Raw genomic sequence first — 17,121 nt, 5'->3', positions numbered from 1 at the left:
CCCGGTCGAGTGACCGGGGCCTTCGCAGTTCCGAGCGGATGACGAGATTCGAACTCGCGACCCTCACCTTGGCAAGGTGATGCGCTACCACTGCGCCACATCCGCGTACACGAGAACACTACCAGGCCGAGGGAGTTCGATCGCACCATGAGCTACGTGCACGACAACCCCGGCGGTACCGAGGCCCACGGTGTGGACCTCGTCGACGGCGACGAACCAGCGGCGCGGATCCTCGTGCACGGCGACCTGCCGACGACGATCGAGCACGAGGGTCGGACCTGGCTGTCCTCCGGCGAGAGCCACGACGACGGTGACGACCAGGCGCCCCCGATCGCGATCTACCGGCCGGTCGGCTGAGCAGTGACCACCGCTCTGGAGGACGTCGTCGCCCTCTTCGAGTACGCCACCACGCGCCTCCTGGACCGCGTCGCGGGCCTGACGGACGACGAGTGGGCCCGGGAGCCCGTCGACGGCGAGCCGCGGATCTCGATCCGTTGGCGGCTCGACCACATCGCCGAGACGCTCGACGAACCGCGCAACCGGGAGTTCCTCGCCTCCGGACCGTCCGGCGAGGCGGCACCCGTCCCCGCGGCGTCGGCGGATGCGGCAGTCGCCGCCGTCCGCGACGCCGCCGCCCGCTTCGCCGCGCTGGCCCGCGGGCTCGGCGACTCGGCGTCCGAGCCCCTCGGTCCGGTCGCGGGTCCGTACGGCGCCGACAGTCGGCTCTCGTTCGTCCTGCACGTCGTCGACGAGCTGGTGCACCACGCCGCCGAGGTCGCGCTGCTCCGCGACCTCCACGCCGGCTGGGAGCGTGCACATCGGGTGGCCCCACACTGACGGCACGGTGTCACCAGGGTGGACCGCGGAACCCCTCGGTCACCCTGGGGAACCGCCGAGGGAGACCCCATGACGAACCCATCCGAGGCGGCCACGACACCCCTCGCACTCACGAGCGTGGTGGCCTCCGGCCTCCCCAGCGAACTCGGCAGCCCCGCGGCAGCGAAGTACTACGACGTCCCGGCAGTCTTCAACCGTCGACCAGACGCCACCGAGACCACGGCGCTGCGCGGTGCCGACGGACACGCCCGGCTCGCCGCAGCCGGGTACCCCGACGTGACACTCGACGTCCAGGACCGCCGCCTGGTGATCGGGCACACGAACCTCGGGCAGCTCGAACGCGGCCTCGCCACCGCCGTCGCGACGATCGTCGACACCGTCAGCCGCGCGTCGCTGGCCGAGAAGGAGGTCGCGCGGGACGCCGCACGGGCCGACTTCGACGACCGCACGGCCCGGGCGCAGGACGTGACACGGGCAGCGGAACGCATCCGCTTCGTCCCGGAGGCAGCACGGGTGTACTAGGGTCTCGGAAAACGGACAATGCATCGACGGCCGGATGGACCGTGCGACGGATCGCACGACGGCGGACGACCGAGAACGGTGTCACCCATGGATCAATTCGCTGCTGCAGCGGCCGCCATGCAGGCCGCGCCGGAGGGTACCGACCTGTGCCCGCCCTTCCTCGCCACCCTCCCCGTGACGAGCGTCGGCATCTCGACGCTCGGCGACCCGTTGGGTTCGGTGACGGTGTGCGCGAGTGACGCGATGGCGGAGCGCGTGGACGAGATCCAACTCGACCTCGGCGAGGGACCGTGCTGGCAGGCGCTCGAGACCCGGCGTCCGGTCCTCGAGGCCGATCTCACCGCCACGACGACCGCGACCTGGCCCGTCGCGCTCGAGGAGCTCCTCCGTGCCGGGGTCGGTGCGCTCTTCTCCTTCCCGATGCGCATCGGGACGATCCCCGTCGGCGCCGTCGACCTCACGGTCGGCGAGGAACGGACACTGACCCGCGGGCAGGTCCAGGGGGCGATCGAGCTGAGCACGGTCGCCGCGCGGCGTGTCCTCCGGGACGCCCTGCTCGCCGCTGCCGCCGACGGGCGCGCGGACATGGAACCCGGACGATACTCGAGGCGGGAGGTGCACCAGGCCACCGGCATGGTCGCAGCCCAGCTCGGCGTCAGCGTCCAGGACGCCCTGCTCGTCCTGCAGGCCCACGCGTACGCCACCGAACGCACCGTCCGCGACGTCGCCGCGGACATCATCGAACGCCGACTCGACCTCGCCCGGCCGTACGGTTCCGAGACCTAGGGAGCACGCACCATGGCACCGACCCGCGAGCACCGACTCGTCGACACCTTCGTCGCGCTGACCGACATCCTCGTGGACGACTACGACGTGGTCGAACTCCTGCAGAACCTCGTCGACAGCGTCGTCGACATCTTCGACGCGTCCGCCGCCGGCATCCTGCTCGTCAACCAGTCGCAGGAGCTCGAGGTCCTCGCGTCCACGAGCGACCGGTCGAGCTTCCTCGGACTCCTGCAGCTCGACGCCGGCGAAGGCCCCTGCGTGGAGTGCTTCGCCACCGGGCGCCCGGTCTCGGTGCGCGACCACGCCGAGATGGAACGTCGGTGGCCGACGTTCGCCGCGGCCTCGGCCGAGTCCGGCTACGCCTCGGTCCACGCCATCCCGATGCGCCTCCGCGACACCACGCTCGGGTCGCTCAACCTGTTCCGCGAGACCGAGGGCGCCCTGAACCGCGACGACGCCCTCGCCGCCCAGGCGCTCACGGACGTGGCCACGATCAGCATCCTGCAGCAGCGGTCGCTCGAACACGCCAACCTGGCGCAGCAGCAGCTCCAGCGCGCGCTCGACAGCCGGATCGTCATCGAGCAGGCGAAGGGCTTCCTCGCCCAGACGCACCGGATCGACATGGACCAGGCCTTCGCGAAACTGCGTGCCCACGCGCGGTCCAACCAGGAGCTGCTCGCCGACGTCGCGCGCGCGGTCGTGGAGCGGCGACTCGTCATCCCCTGAGCCGCGCAGGTCGCTCCGCGTAGCGTGCAGGACACCACGTAGCCCCGGTCCCCGGTTACAGCGTCACCGCTGCACCCAGGAGGACACCATGGTCGACGACACGACCGCACCGGTCGGCTACCGGAAGACCACACCGCGCGACGGCCGGCCCGACACGACGTCGACCTACACCGCGCTGCTCGCCCAGGTCCGCACCGCCGGACTCCTCGGTCGTCGGACCGGCTGGTACTGGGGGCTCGTCGCCGTCCTCACGGCGCTGCTCGTCGCCACGGGCACCGCGTTCGCCGTGCTCGGCGGCTCGTGGTGGCAGCTCGTCGTCGCGGGGGTGCTCGGACTGCTCTTCACCCAGTTCGCGTTCCTCTCGCACGAGGCCGCACACCGGCAGGTCTTCGCCAGTCACGACTGGAACGACCGTGCCGCACGGTACGTCGGCACGTTCCTGACCGGCATCAGCTACGCCTGGTGGATGAACAAGCACACCCGGCACCACGCGAACCCGAACACGGTCGGCAAGGACCCGGACATCTCGTTCGACGCGATCTCGTTCCGGGCGGAGGACGCGCGGAGCCGCACCGGGTTCCTGCACGTCCTGGTCCGGGTGCAGGGGTGGGCGTTCTTCCCGATGCTCCTCGTCGAGGGCGCGAACCTGCACTGGCAGTCGATCCGCACCTACACGGGACGCGGCGCCGTCAAGCACCGTTGGGCCGAGGGGTCCGTCTTCGCCGGACGCTTCGTGCTCTACGTCGGCGCGGTCTTCTGGGTCCTGCCGATCGGCATCGCGTTCGCGTTCCTCGGCGTCCAGCTGGCGGTGTTCGGCTTCTGCATGGGGATCGCGTTCGCGCCGAACCACAAGGGCATGCCGATCATCGAGGCCGGACGCCGGGTCGACTTCCTCTCCCGCCAGGTGCTGACCTCCCGCGACATCAGCGGCGGGCGGTGGGTCGAGTTCTTCATGGGCGGGTTGAACCACCAGGTCGAACACCACCTCTTCCCGAGCATGGCCCGGCCGAACCTCCGTGCGGCGCGGGACCTCGTCCGCCGGTACTGCGACGAGCAGGGGGTGCCGTACACCGAGACCACCCTCGTGCACTCCTACGTGATCGTCGTGCGCTACCTGAACGAGGTCGGCCTGGCGGCGAGCGATCCGTTCGCCTGCCCGGTGGTCGAGCGCTTCCGGGCCCCGTGACCGTCGGCGGTCCCCGCTAGGGTGCGGGCGTGATCACACGCACCACCGGTCAGGGCCGCCCGCTCGTCGCCGTGCACGGCTTCGGCATCGACCACCGCATCCTGCTCCCCCTCGAGCACGCCGTCGCGGACGCGCCGTGGCGGTGGGTCCACCTCGACCTGCCGTGGGTCCGCGAGTCGCCGGGGTACGACCCCTCGGCCTCGAGCGCGCAGGACGTCGCCGACGCCGTCCGGGAAGCGGTCCGTGCGCACCTGGGCGACGAGCCGTTCGCGATCGTCGGCAACTCGTTCGGCGGCATGGTCGCGCGCTCCGTCGCGCACGAGCTCCGCGGCCAGGTGCTCGGCCTCGCCACGATCGTCGGCGTCGTCGAACCGGACCACGCACGCCGACGAGTGCCCCCGCGACAGGTCGTCTTCCCCGATCCGGCCGTGGTGGCCGCGGCCGAGCCCGGTGCCGCCCGCGACGACTTCGCCGCCCTCAGCGTCGTCCAGACCACCGCGACGCTCGAGGCGTACGAACAGTCCGTGCTCCCCGGCCTGCGCGCCGCCGACCAGGCCGTGGTCGACCGGATCGCGTCCGACTACGCGCTGCGCACCGAACCCGAGGCGCTCCACCCCGATCCGTTCTCGGCGCCGACACTGCACCTCTTCGGCCGTCAGGACGACGTGGTCGGGTACGAGGACGGCTGGGCGCTGCGCGACCACTACCCCCGCGCGACGTACGCCGTGCTCGACGCGGCGGGGCACAACGCCCACCTGGAACGTCCGGCGGTCGCGGCGGCGCTGTTCCGCGACTGGCTCGACCGGATGGCCTGAGCCGGGGCGTCCGCCGCCCAGGCGCCGAGGACTACCGTCGAGCCAGGTGACCCCAGCCCACGGCCGCCGGAACGATCCCATCGTCCAGCGACCGGAAGCACCATGACCTCCCTCTCCAGCACCGAGCACGCCGAGACCGACGACGTCCGCTGGGCGGCGGTCGATCCGCGGACCTGGGAGGCGCGGTGCGGCTCCGTCGTGATCGGCACGGTGGTCTTCGGGTCGCGGTACGTCGTGCGGCTGCGGGACGGCGACATGACCGGCTTCCACACCAGTCTCGAGAGCGCGAAGGCGCAGCTCGAGGCGTGGGTCCGCTGGCAGTCGGGGCCTCCCGGCGAGCTCTGAGAGGCTGGGTCGGTGCACATCACACTCGACTCCACGACCGCGACCGACGTCGTCACCGACATCCGGTTCCCCGAGGGCAACCGCTGGCACGACGGCAGACTCTGGTACTCGGACATGCACACGGGCGAGGTGTTCTCGCTGCGCCCCGGCCCGAGCGCGCAGCCCCGGCTCGAGACCACGGTGGACGGGCAGTCCTCGGGCCTCGGGTGGCTGCCGGACGGCCGGTTGATCGTCAGCGCGATGGAGTCCCGCACGGTCGTGGCCGTGGGCGAGGACGGCGCGGCCGAGGTGTTCGCCGACCTGTCCGGGGTCGAGTCCTCGCTGCTCAACGACCTGGTCGTCGACGACGCCACCGGCCGCACCTACATCGGCGCCTTCGGCTACGACCTCTACGGCGGTGAGGAGCTCCGCCCCGGCCCGCTCTGGGTGATCGACACCGACGGGTCGCACCGCCTCGCCGCGGACGGTCTCGTCTTCCCGAACAGTGCGAACGTCCTCCCGGGGACCCGCACGCTCGTGGTCAGCGAGACGTGGGGTGGTCGTCTGACGGCGTTCGACATCGAGCCCGACGGTTCCCTGATCGGACGACGCGAGTGGGCGGCGCTCCCCGCCGGCACCACGCCGGACGGCAGCACCGTCGACCGCGACGGCGCGGTCTGGGTCTGCTCCGTCGACACCGGCGAGTTCCTGCGGGTCGTCGAGGGTGGCACGGTGACGGACCGCATCGACGCCCCGGGTCGGTGTGCGATCGACTGTGCGCTCGGCGGCGAGGACGGGCGCACGCTCTACCTCGCGACCGCCGACAGCTACGACCCCGCCGTGACGGCACGGACCCGGGCCGGTCGGATCAGTTCCGTGCGCGTCGAGGTCCCGGGGTGGTGACGGCGACCGGTCGGTCGTGACGCCGCGCGGAGATCGCTCCGTGCGGCCGCGGGGTCGCGTCGTCGGCGTCCCGGGTGACCGCCTCGACGACGTCGAAGCCCGCTGCGGAGACCGCTGCTGCCAGACGGTCCACCGACCACCGGTGCGCGGTGGTGACCGCGTGGTCGAACGGCTCCACGTCCGGTCCGGTGGGGAACCCGACGAGCAGCCCGCCGCCGGGGCGGAGGACCCGCGCGAACTCCTCGAGTGGACGTCGCAGGGCAGCCGGGTCGTGGTGGATCAGCGAGTACCAGGCCAGGACGCCACCGAGGCTCTCCGGCTCGTCGGGGAGCGCGTCGACGTCCGCGACCGCGAACGGGATGCCCGGGTGCGCCTGCCGGGCGTGGGCGACGAACTCCGGGACCCGGTCCACACCCCGTGCGTCGTGACCGAGCGAGGCGAGCTGTGCGGTCCAGTGTCCGGGGCCGCACCCGGCGTCGAGCAGGGGTCCGTCGACGGTCGACGCCCACGCCGTCACCAGCGCCTCGTCGGCCGCGTGGACGGACGTCATCGACCCCAGGTGCTCGATGTACTCGACGGCGCGACGCGAGTACGCCGACGTGACGGGGTCCGGGTCGCCGGGACGCACCATCACCACGTCGACGTCGTCCTCGTGGTCACGGACGAACCCGTGCCGCTCGTAGAGCCGCTGTGCCGCACTCCCCTGCAGCACGATGAGCCGCGTGTCCCCGGCGTGCGGCTCGGCCAGCACGGTCCGCAGCACCGACGACCCGATGCCGCGCCCCTGCAGGTGCGGCGCGAGGTACAGGTGCTCGATCCACCGGTCGCTGCCCTCGACCCGGACCGTGACGGAACCGACGTCGGCGCCGTCGACCACGATGACCCGCGTGCTGTCGGGCAGGAACCCGCGACGCAGCCGCTCCCGGACGCGCACGTCGTCGTACCGGCCGAGTCGGCGGAGGTCGGCTCGGAGCACCTCGGCCCGGAGCTCCGCGACCCACTCCACGTCGTCGGGGGTACCGGGGCGCAGCGAGATGTCCATCACCGCCATCGTACGGTCGCCGGGACACGCCGTAGCCTGGCCGCGTGGCACCTTCGCGAGCGGTCGGGTTCGACCTCGACGGAACCCTCTTCGACCACCGGGGCGCCGCCAGCACCGGCGCGGAGCAGTTCCTCACCGGGCTGGGCGTCACCGTCACCCCGTCGGTGCTCGACGCCTGGTCCGCCGCCGAGGACGAGCACTTCGAGCGCTGGCGTTCCGGCGAGATCGGCTTCCAGGAGCAGCGACGCGAGCGGCTCCGGACCGTCCTGCCCCCGCTCGGGATCGTGCTCCCCCACGACCCCGACGCTCTGGACAGCGTGTTCGAGCGGTACCTCGACGCCTACCGCGCCGCCTGGCGTGCGTTCCCGGACGTTGCACCGCTGCTCCGCGAGCTCCGGACGCGCGGCTACCGCCTCGGGCTGCTGACGAACGGGTCCGCGGAACAGCAGTCCGAGAAGCTGGCGGCGACCGGACTCGACACCGCCGTCGACGTGGTGTGCATCTCGGAGCGCATCGGCGTGCAGAAGCCCGACGAGGGCGCCTTCCACGCGCTCGCCGACGCACTGGGGGTGCCCGCGTCGGCGTGCCTCTTCGTCGGCGACGACCCGGTCCGCGACGTCGCCGGGGCCCGGTCCGCGGGGATGCGCACCGTCCTCGTCGACCGGTACGCCGACGGTGCACCCGACGTCCGGCACCAGGTGCTGTCCGCGCTCGGCGAGTCCTGAACGACACGTCGTCCCGACCGGCTCGTGCCGTGGCGCTCGCGCCGTTCCCTAGGCTGGTGCGATGCGCTCCCTGACCCGGCTCGACGACTGGACGGCAGACGAGGTCGAGGAGGTCTTCGCCCTCGCGGACGCGTACCGCACCGGTCAGGGGCCGACGACCGACGGCTCTGCGGTGATGTTCTTCCCCGCGACCAGCCTGCGCACGCGGGTCACGTTCGAGCGCGGTGCCGCGACGATGGGACTGCAGCCGATCGTCTTCCCGGACACCACGCTCGACAAGCCCGAGGCGCTCTCGGACGTCGCCGGCTACCTGGCATCGTGGGCGGACGTCCTCGTCGTCCGCCACCACGACCTCACCGTCGTCGAGGGCCTCGCGGGTGCCGGAGCACTCCCCGTCGTGAACGCGATGACCGACGAGAACCACCCGTGCGAGGTGCTGTCCGACCTGTACGCCCTGCGGCGGGAGCAGCGCGACCTCGGCACGCTGCGCTTCCGTTTCGTGGGCGCTGACGGCAACATCGCCCGGGCGTGGCAGGAGGCCGCACGTGTCCTGCGGCTCGACCTGGTGCAGTGCTGCCCCGCCGACCTCGCGACCCCCGGAGCCGCGTGGACGGACGACCTCGCGACCGCGATCCGAGGCAGCCGCCGAAGAGCACGAGAAGGAGACCGTCCCCGCCGGCTGACCCTCGACCCACCCGCGAACGCAGAAGGCCCCGAGCGTGTGCTCGGGGCCTTCTGCGTTCGACAGCCTCATGCGTGAAGCTGGCTTCGCCGCCCGATGTCAGGCGCAGTAGCCTCGACTGGGCCATCCGGCACCTGACAGCATGGTGTCCATGCCCGTATCGCCGCGCCTCTTGGAAGCATTCACTCAAGCTCGTGAACAGGCCCTGAGTCACATCGTGCGATCTGAGAAGTCGGGCTACACGTGGGCTGAAGAGACAGTGACCGATCTTCTCCTCGTCGAATCGAGCCCTGAGGTCCGAGCGTTCCAATTCAACAAGAGGCAGGAAGGCGGCAAGAGGGGCACCGGCGCGGACTGGCTCTGGTGGTGGATCGGCGATGGGGGCGAGTCGTTCGGCGCTTTGGTTCAGGCGAAGCGTTTGCATAAGGAACGAGACGGCCGATGGACGCTCGACTTCGACTACAAAGAGGGGAAGCAGCGTGCGCTGCTCATGAGCGCTGCAAGGGCCCTGCAGGTCGCGCCGACCTATGCCCTCTACATGGGCAGCCCGAACTACAGATCTCCAATCGACTGCGGTTGGCCGCACAACTCCAGCGACTTCCAGCGATGCGAGCGCTGCATCCGCAAGACCATCTCGCTCCTACCTGCTGTCCTCCTGACTGACGGCGGCATCAGGAATCACCCGGTATGGGCGTATCAACTCGCTTCGCCGCTGGAGGATCTCGCTGACCCGAACGTCCCTGTCTCCGCGGGCCCAATGCACCTGAGCGCCGACATGGGCGAGGAGTTGGTTAGATTCCTGCTCACCCAGTACCGAAGCGGCCCAAGGAAAGTGGCCAAAGCGCTCGTTGGACAGATCCGATGGGCTCGGGCGGGTCAGTTCGGATTGATGACTGCCGAGCCTCTTGAGACGCGAGGTGAGGACTTCGCCTTTCAGAAGCTGCCCGACGACCATGGCCACTGGGGTGAGGCTTACTACCCGAACGTCCTACGCGGTCTCCGCAACTCCCCTCCCGGTTACGTGCTGGAACTTCGCTCGCACGACGGGCACGAGGTGCCTTTCGACGTTCCGTTCGACCCGGAAGAGCTGAACCTCGCTGGCGTCGTTCTCGTTGACGCCGCGTCTGCGTAGGCCACACATCCGTTCGTGTGCGACGAAGGCCCCGAGAGTGTGCTCGGGGCCGTCTACTGTTGTGCTGCTTGCAGCTGGCTTCGGTGTCTGATGAGAGGCCGAGTTTCGCGCGGCCGCGCTGCGACTCAGCCTGCCCCTTGTCGGAGTCGAGGAACGAGAAGTCGGCGTCGTCCTCGTTGTCCGCGTTGACGATGGCCTGCATCCCAGCGACCTCCCCGTAGTAGGAGTCGGCGATCGCCTGAATGTCCGCTTCGTCGACCTCCTTCGGCCAGGAGATCGAGTCATCCTCGAGCTTTGCTGCGGTCGCCTTCTCGATTGTGATGCTCTTCCGAACCACGTCCTGCAACACGGAGAAGTCGCCGGAGTCGGCAGCCTTGTTCCACTCGTCGCTGATGTTGTTCGCGGGGCACACAGCCGACAGGTAGTACTTGCCTGCTTCCTCCTTCGACATGGCGCAACCAGAGAAGGTGACAGCGACGAGGGTAGCGGCGATGGCGGCGACGGCGGCACGCTTGGCGGTAATGAGCACCGGACGAGCGCAGCGGCAGGTGACGTGTCCTCGCGTTCCCGCGAATGAGGGCAACGACGAAGGCCCCGAGCGTGCACTCTCGGGGCTCGGACCTCTGCCCCGGCAGCCGCAGATGGCCCACCGTCCGCAGTCGACGCCCGCCCGTTGACCGAGGAGGTGCGCGGACCTAGATTGCGGATGCACGCCCACCGCTCCCAACTGTGGAGATGGGTAATCAGGAGGACATCATGGATGCAAGCCCGTCATCTCAAGTCCCTACAGGGTCTAGCCGCGACGACGAGTGGACCGACTCGGAACGAGACGCACCCCTTCCACCACCCGGGTTTCAGCTTTGCGTGCACGTCTCACCGAGCGGAGCTTGCACGCCTCGTGCACCGCGCGTCCGTTGAGCTCATCGAAAGACCATGCTGTCCTGACTGCGCATCATCGCCCGCCACCGTGCGATTGACCGGATCCGCGGCCTCGAAGCCGCCCGAAATCGTGGATTCCGAATTGGCGTCCGCAACCACGCCGCCGGGCACGGGGACGACCGCGACGTTCTCTTCATCCGCCCCCGGCTACGACGAGCCCTTCGACGGGCTCACCGACAAGCAGCGGCAAACGGTGCTCCTGCGGTACCTCGGCGAACGCACCATCCCGAGGTCGCACAGCACCTCGGCATCAGCGTCAGCACCGCCGGGACCCGCGTCCGCGACGGCATCCTCGCACTCCGCCACGCACACACCAACACCATGACCAGCGGCCCAACCGCCCGGAAACCGATCGCCCATCGGGCGCTGCGAGCGGACACGCAACCATCGACAGATGCCGATCTCCCGCCGTGTGAGCTGGCTTCGACAGGTTTGCCGCCAACAGGGAGAGAATGGGCGCATGGGGACGGAATTAGTCGCGATCTGGGTCCAGGTCGCCGCAGTGCTGGTGGCTGTCGGAGCGGCGGTCGTTGCGCTGGTGATCTCTGCGCTTGACCGGCGGAGTGCTCGTGCGATCGCGGCGAAGGACCGAGCGGTGGGTATCCGTCAGGCTCACCTGCTGTTCGAACTCGACTCGTTGCTCCGCCTTGAAGCCAACCTTCGACGAGGGGGTTCCAACGACATACAGAAGAGTCGCGACATGGGCGCGGAGGCCGGCGCGCTAATTGGCGCTATCGGTCCGGAGCGCCTTCCCCTGAACTGGGAGAAGCGGATCGGGAAGACCGACGACGAACTCCGGGAGTTCAGTAACGACGACAAAAACCTCGACTGGCTTCGACGGTCAGTTGAGGCTCAGCGGGCGCTAAGCGCTGTCGTCTCCGAGCTTCGCGAACTCCGCGCCGGAACGCTCGATGACATCTGATGCATCTGCAGTCCGCAATCTAGGCGGGAGAAGCTGCTCCAGATCGACGCCTGGACCCGCGTCGTGCCGTGTTGTAGCGACAGCGTTCGACAGTAAGGATTTACCCGTATCGCTCGCACGCTGAGCGCTCCTGCTACAGGGCCGGGCGCCGGTCCGCCGATAGAAGAGTTGGACCCAGACCAGTCGTCGCCCGTACGCTGGCTCGCGGCGCGCGCACCACGAAACTGCTCGCAGCAAGCGCGGTGGAGGGCGGCGAGATGGCTTACGTAACAGACGGCTACGACTTGACAGCGATCAACGACGAGGCGCGAGCTACCGTCTCTGCTGCGCTCCGAGCTCTGGCTGAAGCGTTTGAGGCTGTGGCTATTCACGCCCGCGAATCACTTTGGGCGGAGGACTGCCGCGCCGCTCGTTGGATGCGGGCGTACGACGAACTGCCCTCACCAGAGCACATCGGTGAAGTGCGCTTACTCATCGGCCATCTATTCAGTCGGTGTTTCGCCGCGGCGGATCACGCTCGTGGGGCGGCACTGATCCTTCGAGGTACTGGAACTCATGTGTCGGTGGCGACGAACACGCGCGGATGCATTGAAGCTCTCGCGAAAGCTTCCTACGTTCTCACTGCCCCCACTGCCACCGACGCCATCCGCAACAATCTTCGGCTTATTCGAGGCGAGATGCGCTATCTCGGCAAGTACAGCGAGGTCGACGTGGACGGGACGCTCGTTGATGCAGAGGTGGTGCGCGATACCATCGACGACGTCTCTGAACGCTTCGCCGTGACCGACAGCGCGAATGTCACAGCGCTAGCGGCCGCGCTCCTCGACCGACCATCGCAAGAGCCCGAGGGTCGTCACTATTACTCACATATCTCGTCGTTCGCGCACGCTGAAGTTGATTCCATCAACATGTTCCTCACGCGCGGTAATCTCCGCAGGCCCGCACTCCCGATGGCGTACGCCGTGGAGTGGGCGGGCATGTGCGTAGGAACCTGCACCCTCATCGGCTGGGACTTGGTGGACTTTTTTGGCATCGACGGGTCCGTAGGACATCGCTGGGCGATGGCTGTGGACACCACCGTCGCAGCCATCCAAGCGACCGCTTCTGCCGGCAAGAGACAGGACTAAAACGCTCCTGACTAGATCGCCATCGGAACCCCACCAGAGCTGCTGCTCGCGGACACGGAGACCTCTCGACTGAGCCGCACCGGTCGCGGCATCGCAACCCTTGAGTACGATCACCGCATGACCCGGGAAGCAGCAGACGCGAAGCTGCGCTTGCAGCGCATCCTCGACCGATCGAACGACCTCATCGCGGCCGCCGCCAGCGGCCGAGGAACCGTCACCGGCATCCCGACCATCGGCGCTCGCTCTCGGGTCGTCACGTATCGTTTGCGGATCAAGGGCGCTCTGGTCGAGCCGGCGTGGGAGTTCGATCTAGCGGACATCCTCCTGAACGTCAGGTCGCTGCTGGACAACTTGGTATGGCAACTCGCCCACGCGGATCCAAACGTGCAGTACACGGCTGCCGAAGAGCGACTAATCACGTTTCCCATCAGCGAGACGAACGAGAAGTGGGACCAGACGGTTCGGACAAAGCCACATCTCAAGCGCATGGCCCCCGAGATACTCGCTCGCATACGCGCGCTTCAGCCCTTCGAAGCACAGCGGCAACCGGACGAGGTCGTGAGCTTCATCGATGCCCTCCACCGACTTGACAAGCATCGTTCCAGGCTGCGATTGGAGGCGCGGATGGATCCGCAGTTCCCTATGCTTTTTCGCGTCGTACCTGAAGGTAAGGAGCACGGCGCACGAGACGTGGACTGGCTCGTCTCGCTTGATGAGGAGCTCCGTTCGGGCCTGGCTGTTGTGCGGGTGACATCCCAAAATGGCATACGTCATGCTCCAAAGGAGCCTGTCCCGGTTGCGCATTTCGTCGTGGCTGATGGTGAGAGCTACGACCTCCAAGACTTTCTATGGGACTTGCAAGCCCTTGCAATGCGCGCTTTCGAGGTCCTGCAGGGAATGGATCTGATTGGGTATGAGGCTCTTCGGAAGGTCGCCGAGTTCCGCCGTGAGCGTCTAGCTGCTTTCAACCGATCGATGATGTACGGGACGGACGAGTGGGAGCGCCGGGGGTTTGCCGACGACACCATCGATCGACTGTTGGCTCCAGAGTGAACAGCGCTCCGCGGCTCGCCCTAGTCACCTCGCTGCCGCCCGGCCGGGCACGCCCCTGCTACTGCTCTGAACAGTGGTGCCGGACAGGGACTCACAGACGGTCGGTTAGCCGGTCGTCTTCCGAATCCACCCTTGTAATTGCGCGGATTGCGAGGACGTCGAGCGGCCCATGGACGTAAACCCCGCGTGGAACAGTCGGTACCGCTGGCGCGTTGTTTGACTGGCTACCCCAGGCAGCGCACTACCAGAGACCCGATTCAATTCACGAGGTCGGACGAAAGTCGGCCTCGAGCCCCCGATACGTCGATGATGTCTCGATGCGCTGATGATTCAGGCGGCGGCGCAGACTGCTCCGCTGCTTTGCCTCCGCCGGCCAGGCGCCCCGACGCCACCCGATCGGCCACTCCCCCGGTGAGGGTCGGCTGATCCCGGATAGCCCGGGCGTTGCGCCTGTCGCAGATAGCCCGTCCGCTGGCGTCCTCAAAGCGGGCACGCCATACGGACTGGTCACCACACCCTCCGCCTGGCCGACCGCACATCATCTGGCACAGTCGCTTTCATCTCATCCGTTGTGGTCCCGAAGAACTCCGGGCGACGCCGTTCAGCGCAGACAAGCGTGACGGAGGTGGACATCGGGCAAGACCGTCGCAACTTCGGCCCGGACGGCGCGCCGGAACTCGAAGCCGTGATCGCATCCCGCGGGCCCAGAGGACACCGTGCACACCGAAGTCGAGCCTCGCCTGATGCCACAACCAGCTCCGGAGCTCCTCCGATACAACCGAGACAGAGCCTTCAGCAGATTTCGGCTCGCCGATGTGACCTGGGCTTAACGTGTTTCACCACGGCTGATGGTGGGGGGTCGCGCATAGACGGTGTGTCGCCCACTCCGGGAGACAACGGGCTCACCGAGCTCGCCACGTCCAGCACCGAAAGCGAAACACCATGTCCAAGTCCTTGAGCCGCCCGAGCGCGGAATCGGAGACTCCCGAGCTCACCTCCAGGTATGCAGCTCTCCTCAAGCCGGCTGAAGCCGCAGCATTCCTCCTCACGTCCGTCGGCACGCTCGCGCAGTGGCGCTACCTTCGCCGCGGCCCCGCGTACATCAAGGTCGGCCGCTCGATTGCCTACCGCCTCAGTGACCTGCTCGACTACGTCGAGCAGACGCGCGTCTCGCACAACGGAATGGCTGCCTGATGGCCACGATCCGAGAGTACGAGACGGCAAAGGGCAAGCGGTTCGAGGTCGGGTACACGAAGCCGGACGGGGGAACGACGCGGAAGCGTGGGTTCCGGACCAAGCGAGACGCGAACGTCTGGTCCGCGGCGAACGTCGTCGCGATGAGCAAGCCGACCTACCGGACCCAGTCTGACCTGTCGCAGAAGCTCGGCCCGTTCATCGACGAGTTCCTCGCACGGCGCGCGACGCTCGCCGCGACCACGGTCGCTAACCGCGCAGCCGTCGCGGGCAAGTGGATCACGCCCTACTGGAGCGAGAAGTCGCTCGAGGCCCTCACGAAGAAGTCGGTGCGGGCCTGGGTGGAGTGCATCCACGCCGCCGGCGCCGGAGCGCAGACGATCCAGAAGGCGCACCAGATCCTCGGGGGCGTCCTCGAGGAATGTGTCGAGCAGGGCCTGCTGACCGGGAACCCAGCGCGAGGAGTCAGGCTGCCCACCGTCGTGACACGCGAGCACGGCTACCTCAGCGCCCCGCAGGTCGCGCACCTCCTCGACGAAGCGCGGGAGCGCGACCGGATGCTCATCGCTTTCCTGGCGTTCTCTGGCCTTCGGTTCGGCGAAGCCGCTGCCCTCACGTATGCCGACCTCGACTTCGCGAACAACGTCGTGAACGTCCGGAGGTCGGCGACCGAAGTCAAGGGCGAGCTCGTGCTCGGCCCGCCCAAGAACGGCAAGGCGCGACAGGTTCCCGGCGTGCCGCAGGTCATGGAGCCGCTCCGACGACGCTCGGCTGGACGTACCGCACACGACCTCGTCTTCACCGCGCCGGAGGGCGGCATGCTCAGGCTCTCGACCTGGCGGCGTCGCGTCTTCGCTCCAGCCGTTCAGCGGGCGATCGCAAGCTGGCCGGCGAGCGACTTCGCGCGTGGGACGCTCGTGCAGCACTTCCCGAAGCTCACCCCGCACGACTTGCGGCACACCGCCGCGAGCCTCGGTGTGTCCGCGGGTGCGACCGTGCCACTCGTGCAGAGCATGCTCGGACACGCGAAGCCGAGCATTACGCTCGACGTCTACACCGGGCTCTTCCCCGCTGACTTCGACCCGCTGGTCGCGAAGCTCGAGGACCTCGCCTCGGGATCGGGCATCGCGGACCGACTCTGACCCCCCATCCCCGTCCATCTCGCCGAAAGCCGGCCTGTTCGATTCGTCGACAGGTCGGCTTTCGGCGTTCGACGCTCGCACGAGACGCGCGCCGCGAGCAGCACTGCATCGGCCGAGGAGCATCGGAGCGGAGCACGCGAGAACGATTCGCGCGTTGGACACCACGATTCGAGCACCGACGTCGGCGGTCGTGCTCTTCCGACGCATGCGTCGACTCGGTCACTGCACGCGCCAACTTCGCATCGCGGGCACACCCTGACTGTCGCTCGTGCACGACTCAGCCTGATCGGTTCAGACGCGACGATCACGACCTTCACGGAGGAGGCGACCAAGTTGGCATCGGCGACAGCGCGCGGGCCGTGCGAGCATCGTGCCAAAACCGTGCCACGTGGTCTGATTTGACTCCGGAACACGACCTGATGAAACACGAAAACCCCCGAAAATTCGGGGGTTTTCGCCTGGTGGGCGATACTGGGATCGAACCAGTGACCTCTTCCGTGTCAGGGAAGCGCGCTACCGCTGCGCCAATCGCCCAGAGGAGTGTGGAACTGGAGGTGGGGACGGGATTCGAACCCGCGTGGACGGCTTTGCAGGCCGCTGCCTAGCCTCTCGGCCACCCCACCATCGAGGTTCACGTCTCCGTGAGTACCCGAACGGTGGGATACCCTCTGGTGAGTCGTGACGTTCCGGAGAACACCACACTCGAGCGGATGACGAGATTCGAACTCGCGACCCTCACCTTGGCAAGGTGATGCGCTACCACTGCGCCACATCCGCACTTGTCTGACCCGCTGTCGCGGCGACGACGTAAACTCTATACGAACCCGGGGGCATCCACCAAAATCCTCCTCGTTCACCGGGCGTGTCCCCCGTGTTCATGCGGATCGGGCGGGTTCCACCACCCGCGCCACACCCGGGACGCGCGCCGTGTTCGGCACCGGCCCCGGCATCCGCTACTATCGACTGGCACGCACAGTGCAGGGGGCGATTGGCGCAGTTGGTAGCGCGCTTCGTTCACACCGAAGAGGTCATCAGTTCGAGTCTGGTATCGCCCACCCACCCGC

General features: G+C 68.3%; 18 protein-coding genes and 5 tRNA genes. 18 read left to right on the top strand and 5 right to left on the bottom strand.

The window, feature by feature from the left end; genetic code table 11:
- Nucleotides 1-33: 33 nt before the first annotated feature.
- Nucleotides 34-105: transfer RNA gene (locus QE359_RS13130), tRNA-Gly, on the bottom strand.
- 42 nt (nucleotides 106-147) lie between these two features.
- Here QE359_RS13130 and QE359_RS13125 point away from each other — a divergent pair.
- From QE359_RS13125 to QE359_RS13085, 9 genes are all read left to right on the top strand, one after another.
- On the top strand, nucleotides 148-357 hold the full coding sequence (locus QE359_RS13125) for a hypothetical protein (protein WP_070418928.1): 210 nt from the start codon (nucleotides 148-150) through the stop codon (nucleotides 355-357).
- A gap of 3 nt (nucleotides 358-360) precedes the next feature.
- Nucleotides 361-837, top strand: a complete 477-nt coding sequence (locus QE359_RS13120; RefSeq protein ID WP_309779532.1) for a DinB family protein — start codon at nucleotides 361-363, stop codon at nucleotides 835-837.
- 69 nt (nucleotides 838-906) lie between these two features.
- Nucleotides 907-1,359: a hypothetical protein gene (locus tag QE359_RS13115; protein WP_309779531.1), complete on the top strand. Its 453-nt coding sequence runs from the start codon at nucleotides 907-909 to the stop codon at nucleotides 1,357-1,359.
- Nucleotides 1,360-1,446: 87 nt separating this feature from the next.
- Nucleotides 1,447-2,145 carry a GAF and ANTAR domain-containing protein gene (locus QE359_RS13110; RefSeq protein WP_309779530.1) on the top strand — a complete coding sequence of 233 codons (699 nt, stop codon included), beginning with the start codon at nucleotides 1,447-1,449 and terminating at the stop codon, nucleotides 2,143-2,145.
- Nucleotides 2,146-2,157: 12 nt separating this feature from the next.
- On the top strand, nucleotides 2,158-2,871 hold the full coding sequence (locus QE359_RS13105; RefSeq protein ID WP_071294638.1) for a GAF and ANTAR domain-containing protein: 714 nt from the start codon (nucleotides 2,158-2,160) through the stop codon (nucleotides 2,869-2,871).
- An 88-nt stretch (nucleotides 2,872-2,959) separates the two neighbouring features.
- A complete protein-coding gene (locus QE359_RS13100; RefSeq protein WP_229086553.1) occupies nucleotides 2,960-4,057 on the top strand; it encodes an acyl-CoA desaturase in 1,098 nt (365 codons plus the stop codon).
- Nucleotides 4,058-4,086: 29 nt separating this feature from the next.
- A complete protein-coding gene (locus tag QE359_RS13095; protein ID WP_309779529.1) occupies nucleotides 4,087-4,872 on the top strand; it encodes an alpha/beta hydrolase in 786 nt (261 codons plus the stop codon).
- Between the two features lie 102 nt (nucleotides 4,873-4,974).
- The gene (locus tag QE359_RS13090) at nucleotides 4,975-5,217 is read left to right on the top strand and encodes a hypothetical protein (RefSeq protein ID WP_071294635.1); all 243 of its coding nucleotides are present in this window, start codon (nucleotides 4,975-4,977) and stop codon (nucleotides 5,215-5,217) included.
- 12 nt (nucleotides 5,218-5,229) lie between these two features.
- A complete protein-coding gene (locus QE359_RS13085) occupies nucleotides 5,230-6,099 on the top strand; it encodes an SMP-30/gluconolactonase/LRE family protein (RefSeq protein WP_309779528.1) in 870 nt (289 codons plus the stop codon).
- Here the strand turns inward: QE359_RS13085 and QE359_RS13080 are convergent.
- Nucleotides 6,065-7,141, bottom strand: a complete 1,077-nt coding sequence (locus tag QE359_RS13080; RefSeq protein WP_309779527.1) for a GNAT family N-acetyltransferase — start codon at nucleotides 7,139-7,141, stop codon at nucleotides 6,065-6,067. The genes QE359_RS13085 and QE359_RS13080 overlap by 35 nt on opposite strands.
- Nucleotides 7,142-7,185: 44 nt before the next feature.
- Here QE359_RS13080 and QE359_RS13075 point away from each other — a divergent pair, with 44 nt between their 5' ends.
- The 8 genes from QE359_RS13075 to QE359_RS13040 all read left to right on the top strand — a co-directional run bounded on the left by QE359_RS13075 (nucleotide 7,186) and on the right by QE359_RS13040 (nucleotide 16,057).
- Nucleotides 7,186-7,866 carry an HAD family hydrolase gene (locus QE359_RS13075; RefSeq protein WP_309779526.1) on the top strand — a complete coding sequence of 227 codons (681 nt, stop codon included), beginning with the start codon at nucleotides 7,186-7,188 and terminating at the stop codon, nucleotides 7,864-7,866.
- 61 nt (nucleotides 7,867-7,927) lie between these two features.
- Nucleotides 7,928-8,626: a hypothetical protein gene (locus QE359_RS13070; RefSeq protein ID WP_309779525.1), complete on the top strand. Its 699-nt coding sequence runs from the start codon at nucleotides 7,928-7,930 to the stop codon at nucleotides 8,624-8,626.
- 139 nt (nucleotides 8,627-8,765) lie between these two features.
- The gene (locus QE359_RS13065) at nucleotides 8,766-9,680 is read left to right on the top strand and encodes a hypothetical protein (RefSeq protein WP_309779524.1); all 915 of its coding nucleotides are present in this window, start codon (nucleotides 8,766-8,768) and stop codon (nucleotides 9,678-9,680) included.
- Between the two features lie 1,399 nt (nucleotides 9,681-11,079).
- On the top strand, nucleotides 11,080-11,541 hold the full coding sequence (locus QE359_RS13060; RefSeq protein ID WP_309779523.1) for a hypothetical protein: 462 nt from the start codon (nucleotides 11,080-11,082) through the stop codon (nucleotides 11,539-11,541).
- Between the two features lie 257 nt (nucleotides 11,542-11,798).
- The gene (locus tag QE359_RS13055; RefSeq protein ID WP_309779522.1) at nucleotides 11,799-12,668 is read left to right on the top strand and encodes a hypothetical protein; all 870 of its coding nucleotides are present in this window, start codon (nucleotides 11,799-11,801) and stop codon (nucleotides 12,666-12,668) included.
- Between the two features lie 117 nt (nucleotides 12,669-12,785).
- Entirely contained in the window at nucleotides 12,786-13,721 is a 936-nt protein-coding gene (locus tag QE359_RS13050) for a hypothetical protein (protein WP_309779521.1), read from the top strand.
- 942 nt (nucleotides 13,722-14,663) lie between these two features.
- Nucleotides 14,664-14,915, top strand: coding sequence for a helix-turn-helix domain-containing protein (locus tag QE359_RS13045; protein WP_309779520.1), 252 nt, complete (start codon nucleotides 14,664-14,666; stop codon nucleotides 14,913-14,915).
- Nucleotides 14,915-16,057 (top strand): site-specific integrase, encoded by a 1,143-nt coding sequence (locus QE359_RS13040; protein ID WP_309779519.1) that lies wholly within the window; start codon nucleotides 14,915-14,917, stop codon nucleotides 16,055-16,057. The genes QE359_RS13045 and QE359_RS13040 overlap by 1 nt, the downstream gene beginning before the upstream one ends.
- A 459-nt stretch (nucleotides 16,058-16,516) precedes the next feature.
- On the opposite strand, the gene QE359_RS13035 is transcribed toward QE359_RS13040, so the two are convergent.
- From QE359_RS13035 to QE359_RS13025, 3 genes are all read right to left on the bottom strand, one after another.
- Nucleotides 16,517-16,591, bottom strand: a tRNA-Val gene (locus QE359_RS13035).
- Between the two features lie 15 nt (nucleotides 16,592-16,606).
- Nucleotides 16,607-16,680, bottom strand: a tRNA-Cys gene (locus QE359_RS13030).
- A gap of 82 nt (nucleotides 16,681-16,762) precedes the next feature.
- Nucleotides 16,763-16,834, bottom strand: a tRNA-Gly gene (locus QE359_RS13025).
- A 205-nt stretch (nucleotides 16,835-17,039) separates the two neighbouring features.
- Between QE359_RS13025 and QE359_RS13020 the strand changes: the two genes are divergently transcribed.
- Nucleotides 17,040-17,112 (top strand) — tRNA-Val (locus QE359_RS13020).
- The last annotated feature ends 9 nt before the right edge of the window (nucleotides 17,113-17,121 follow it).

The organism is Curtobacterium sp. SORGH_AS_0776 (assembly GCF_031453355.1).
Lineage (GTDB): Bacteria > Actinomycetota > Actinomycetes > Actinomycetales > Microbacteriaceae > Curtobacterium.
The sequence above is the reverse complement of the archived record's forward strand: the minus strand, read 5'-3'. Positions and strand labels throughout refer to the sequence as shown.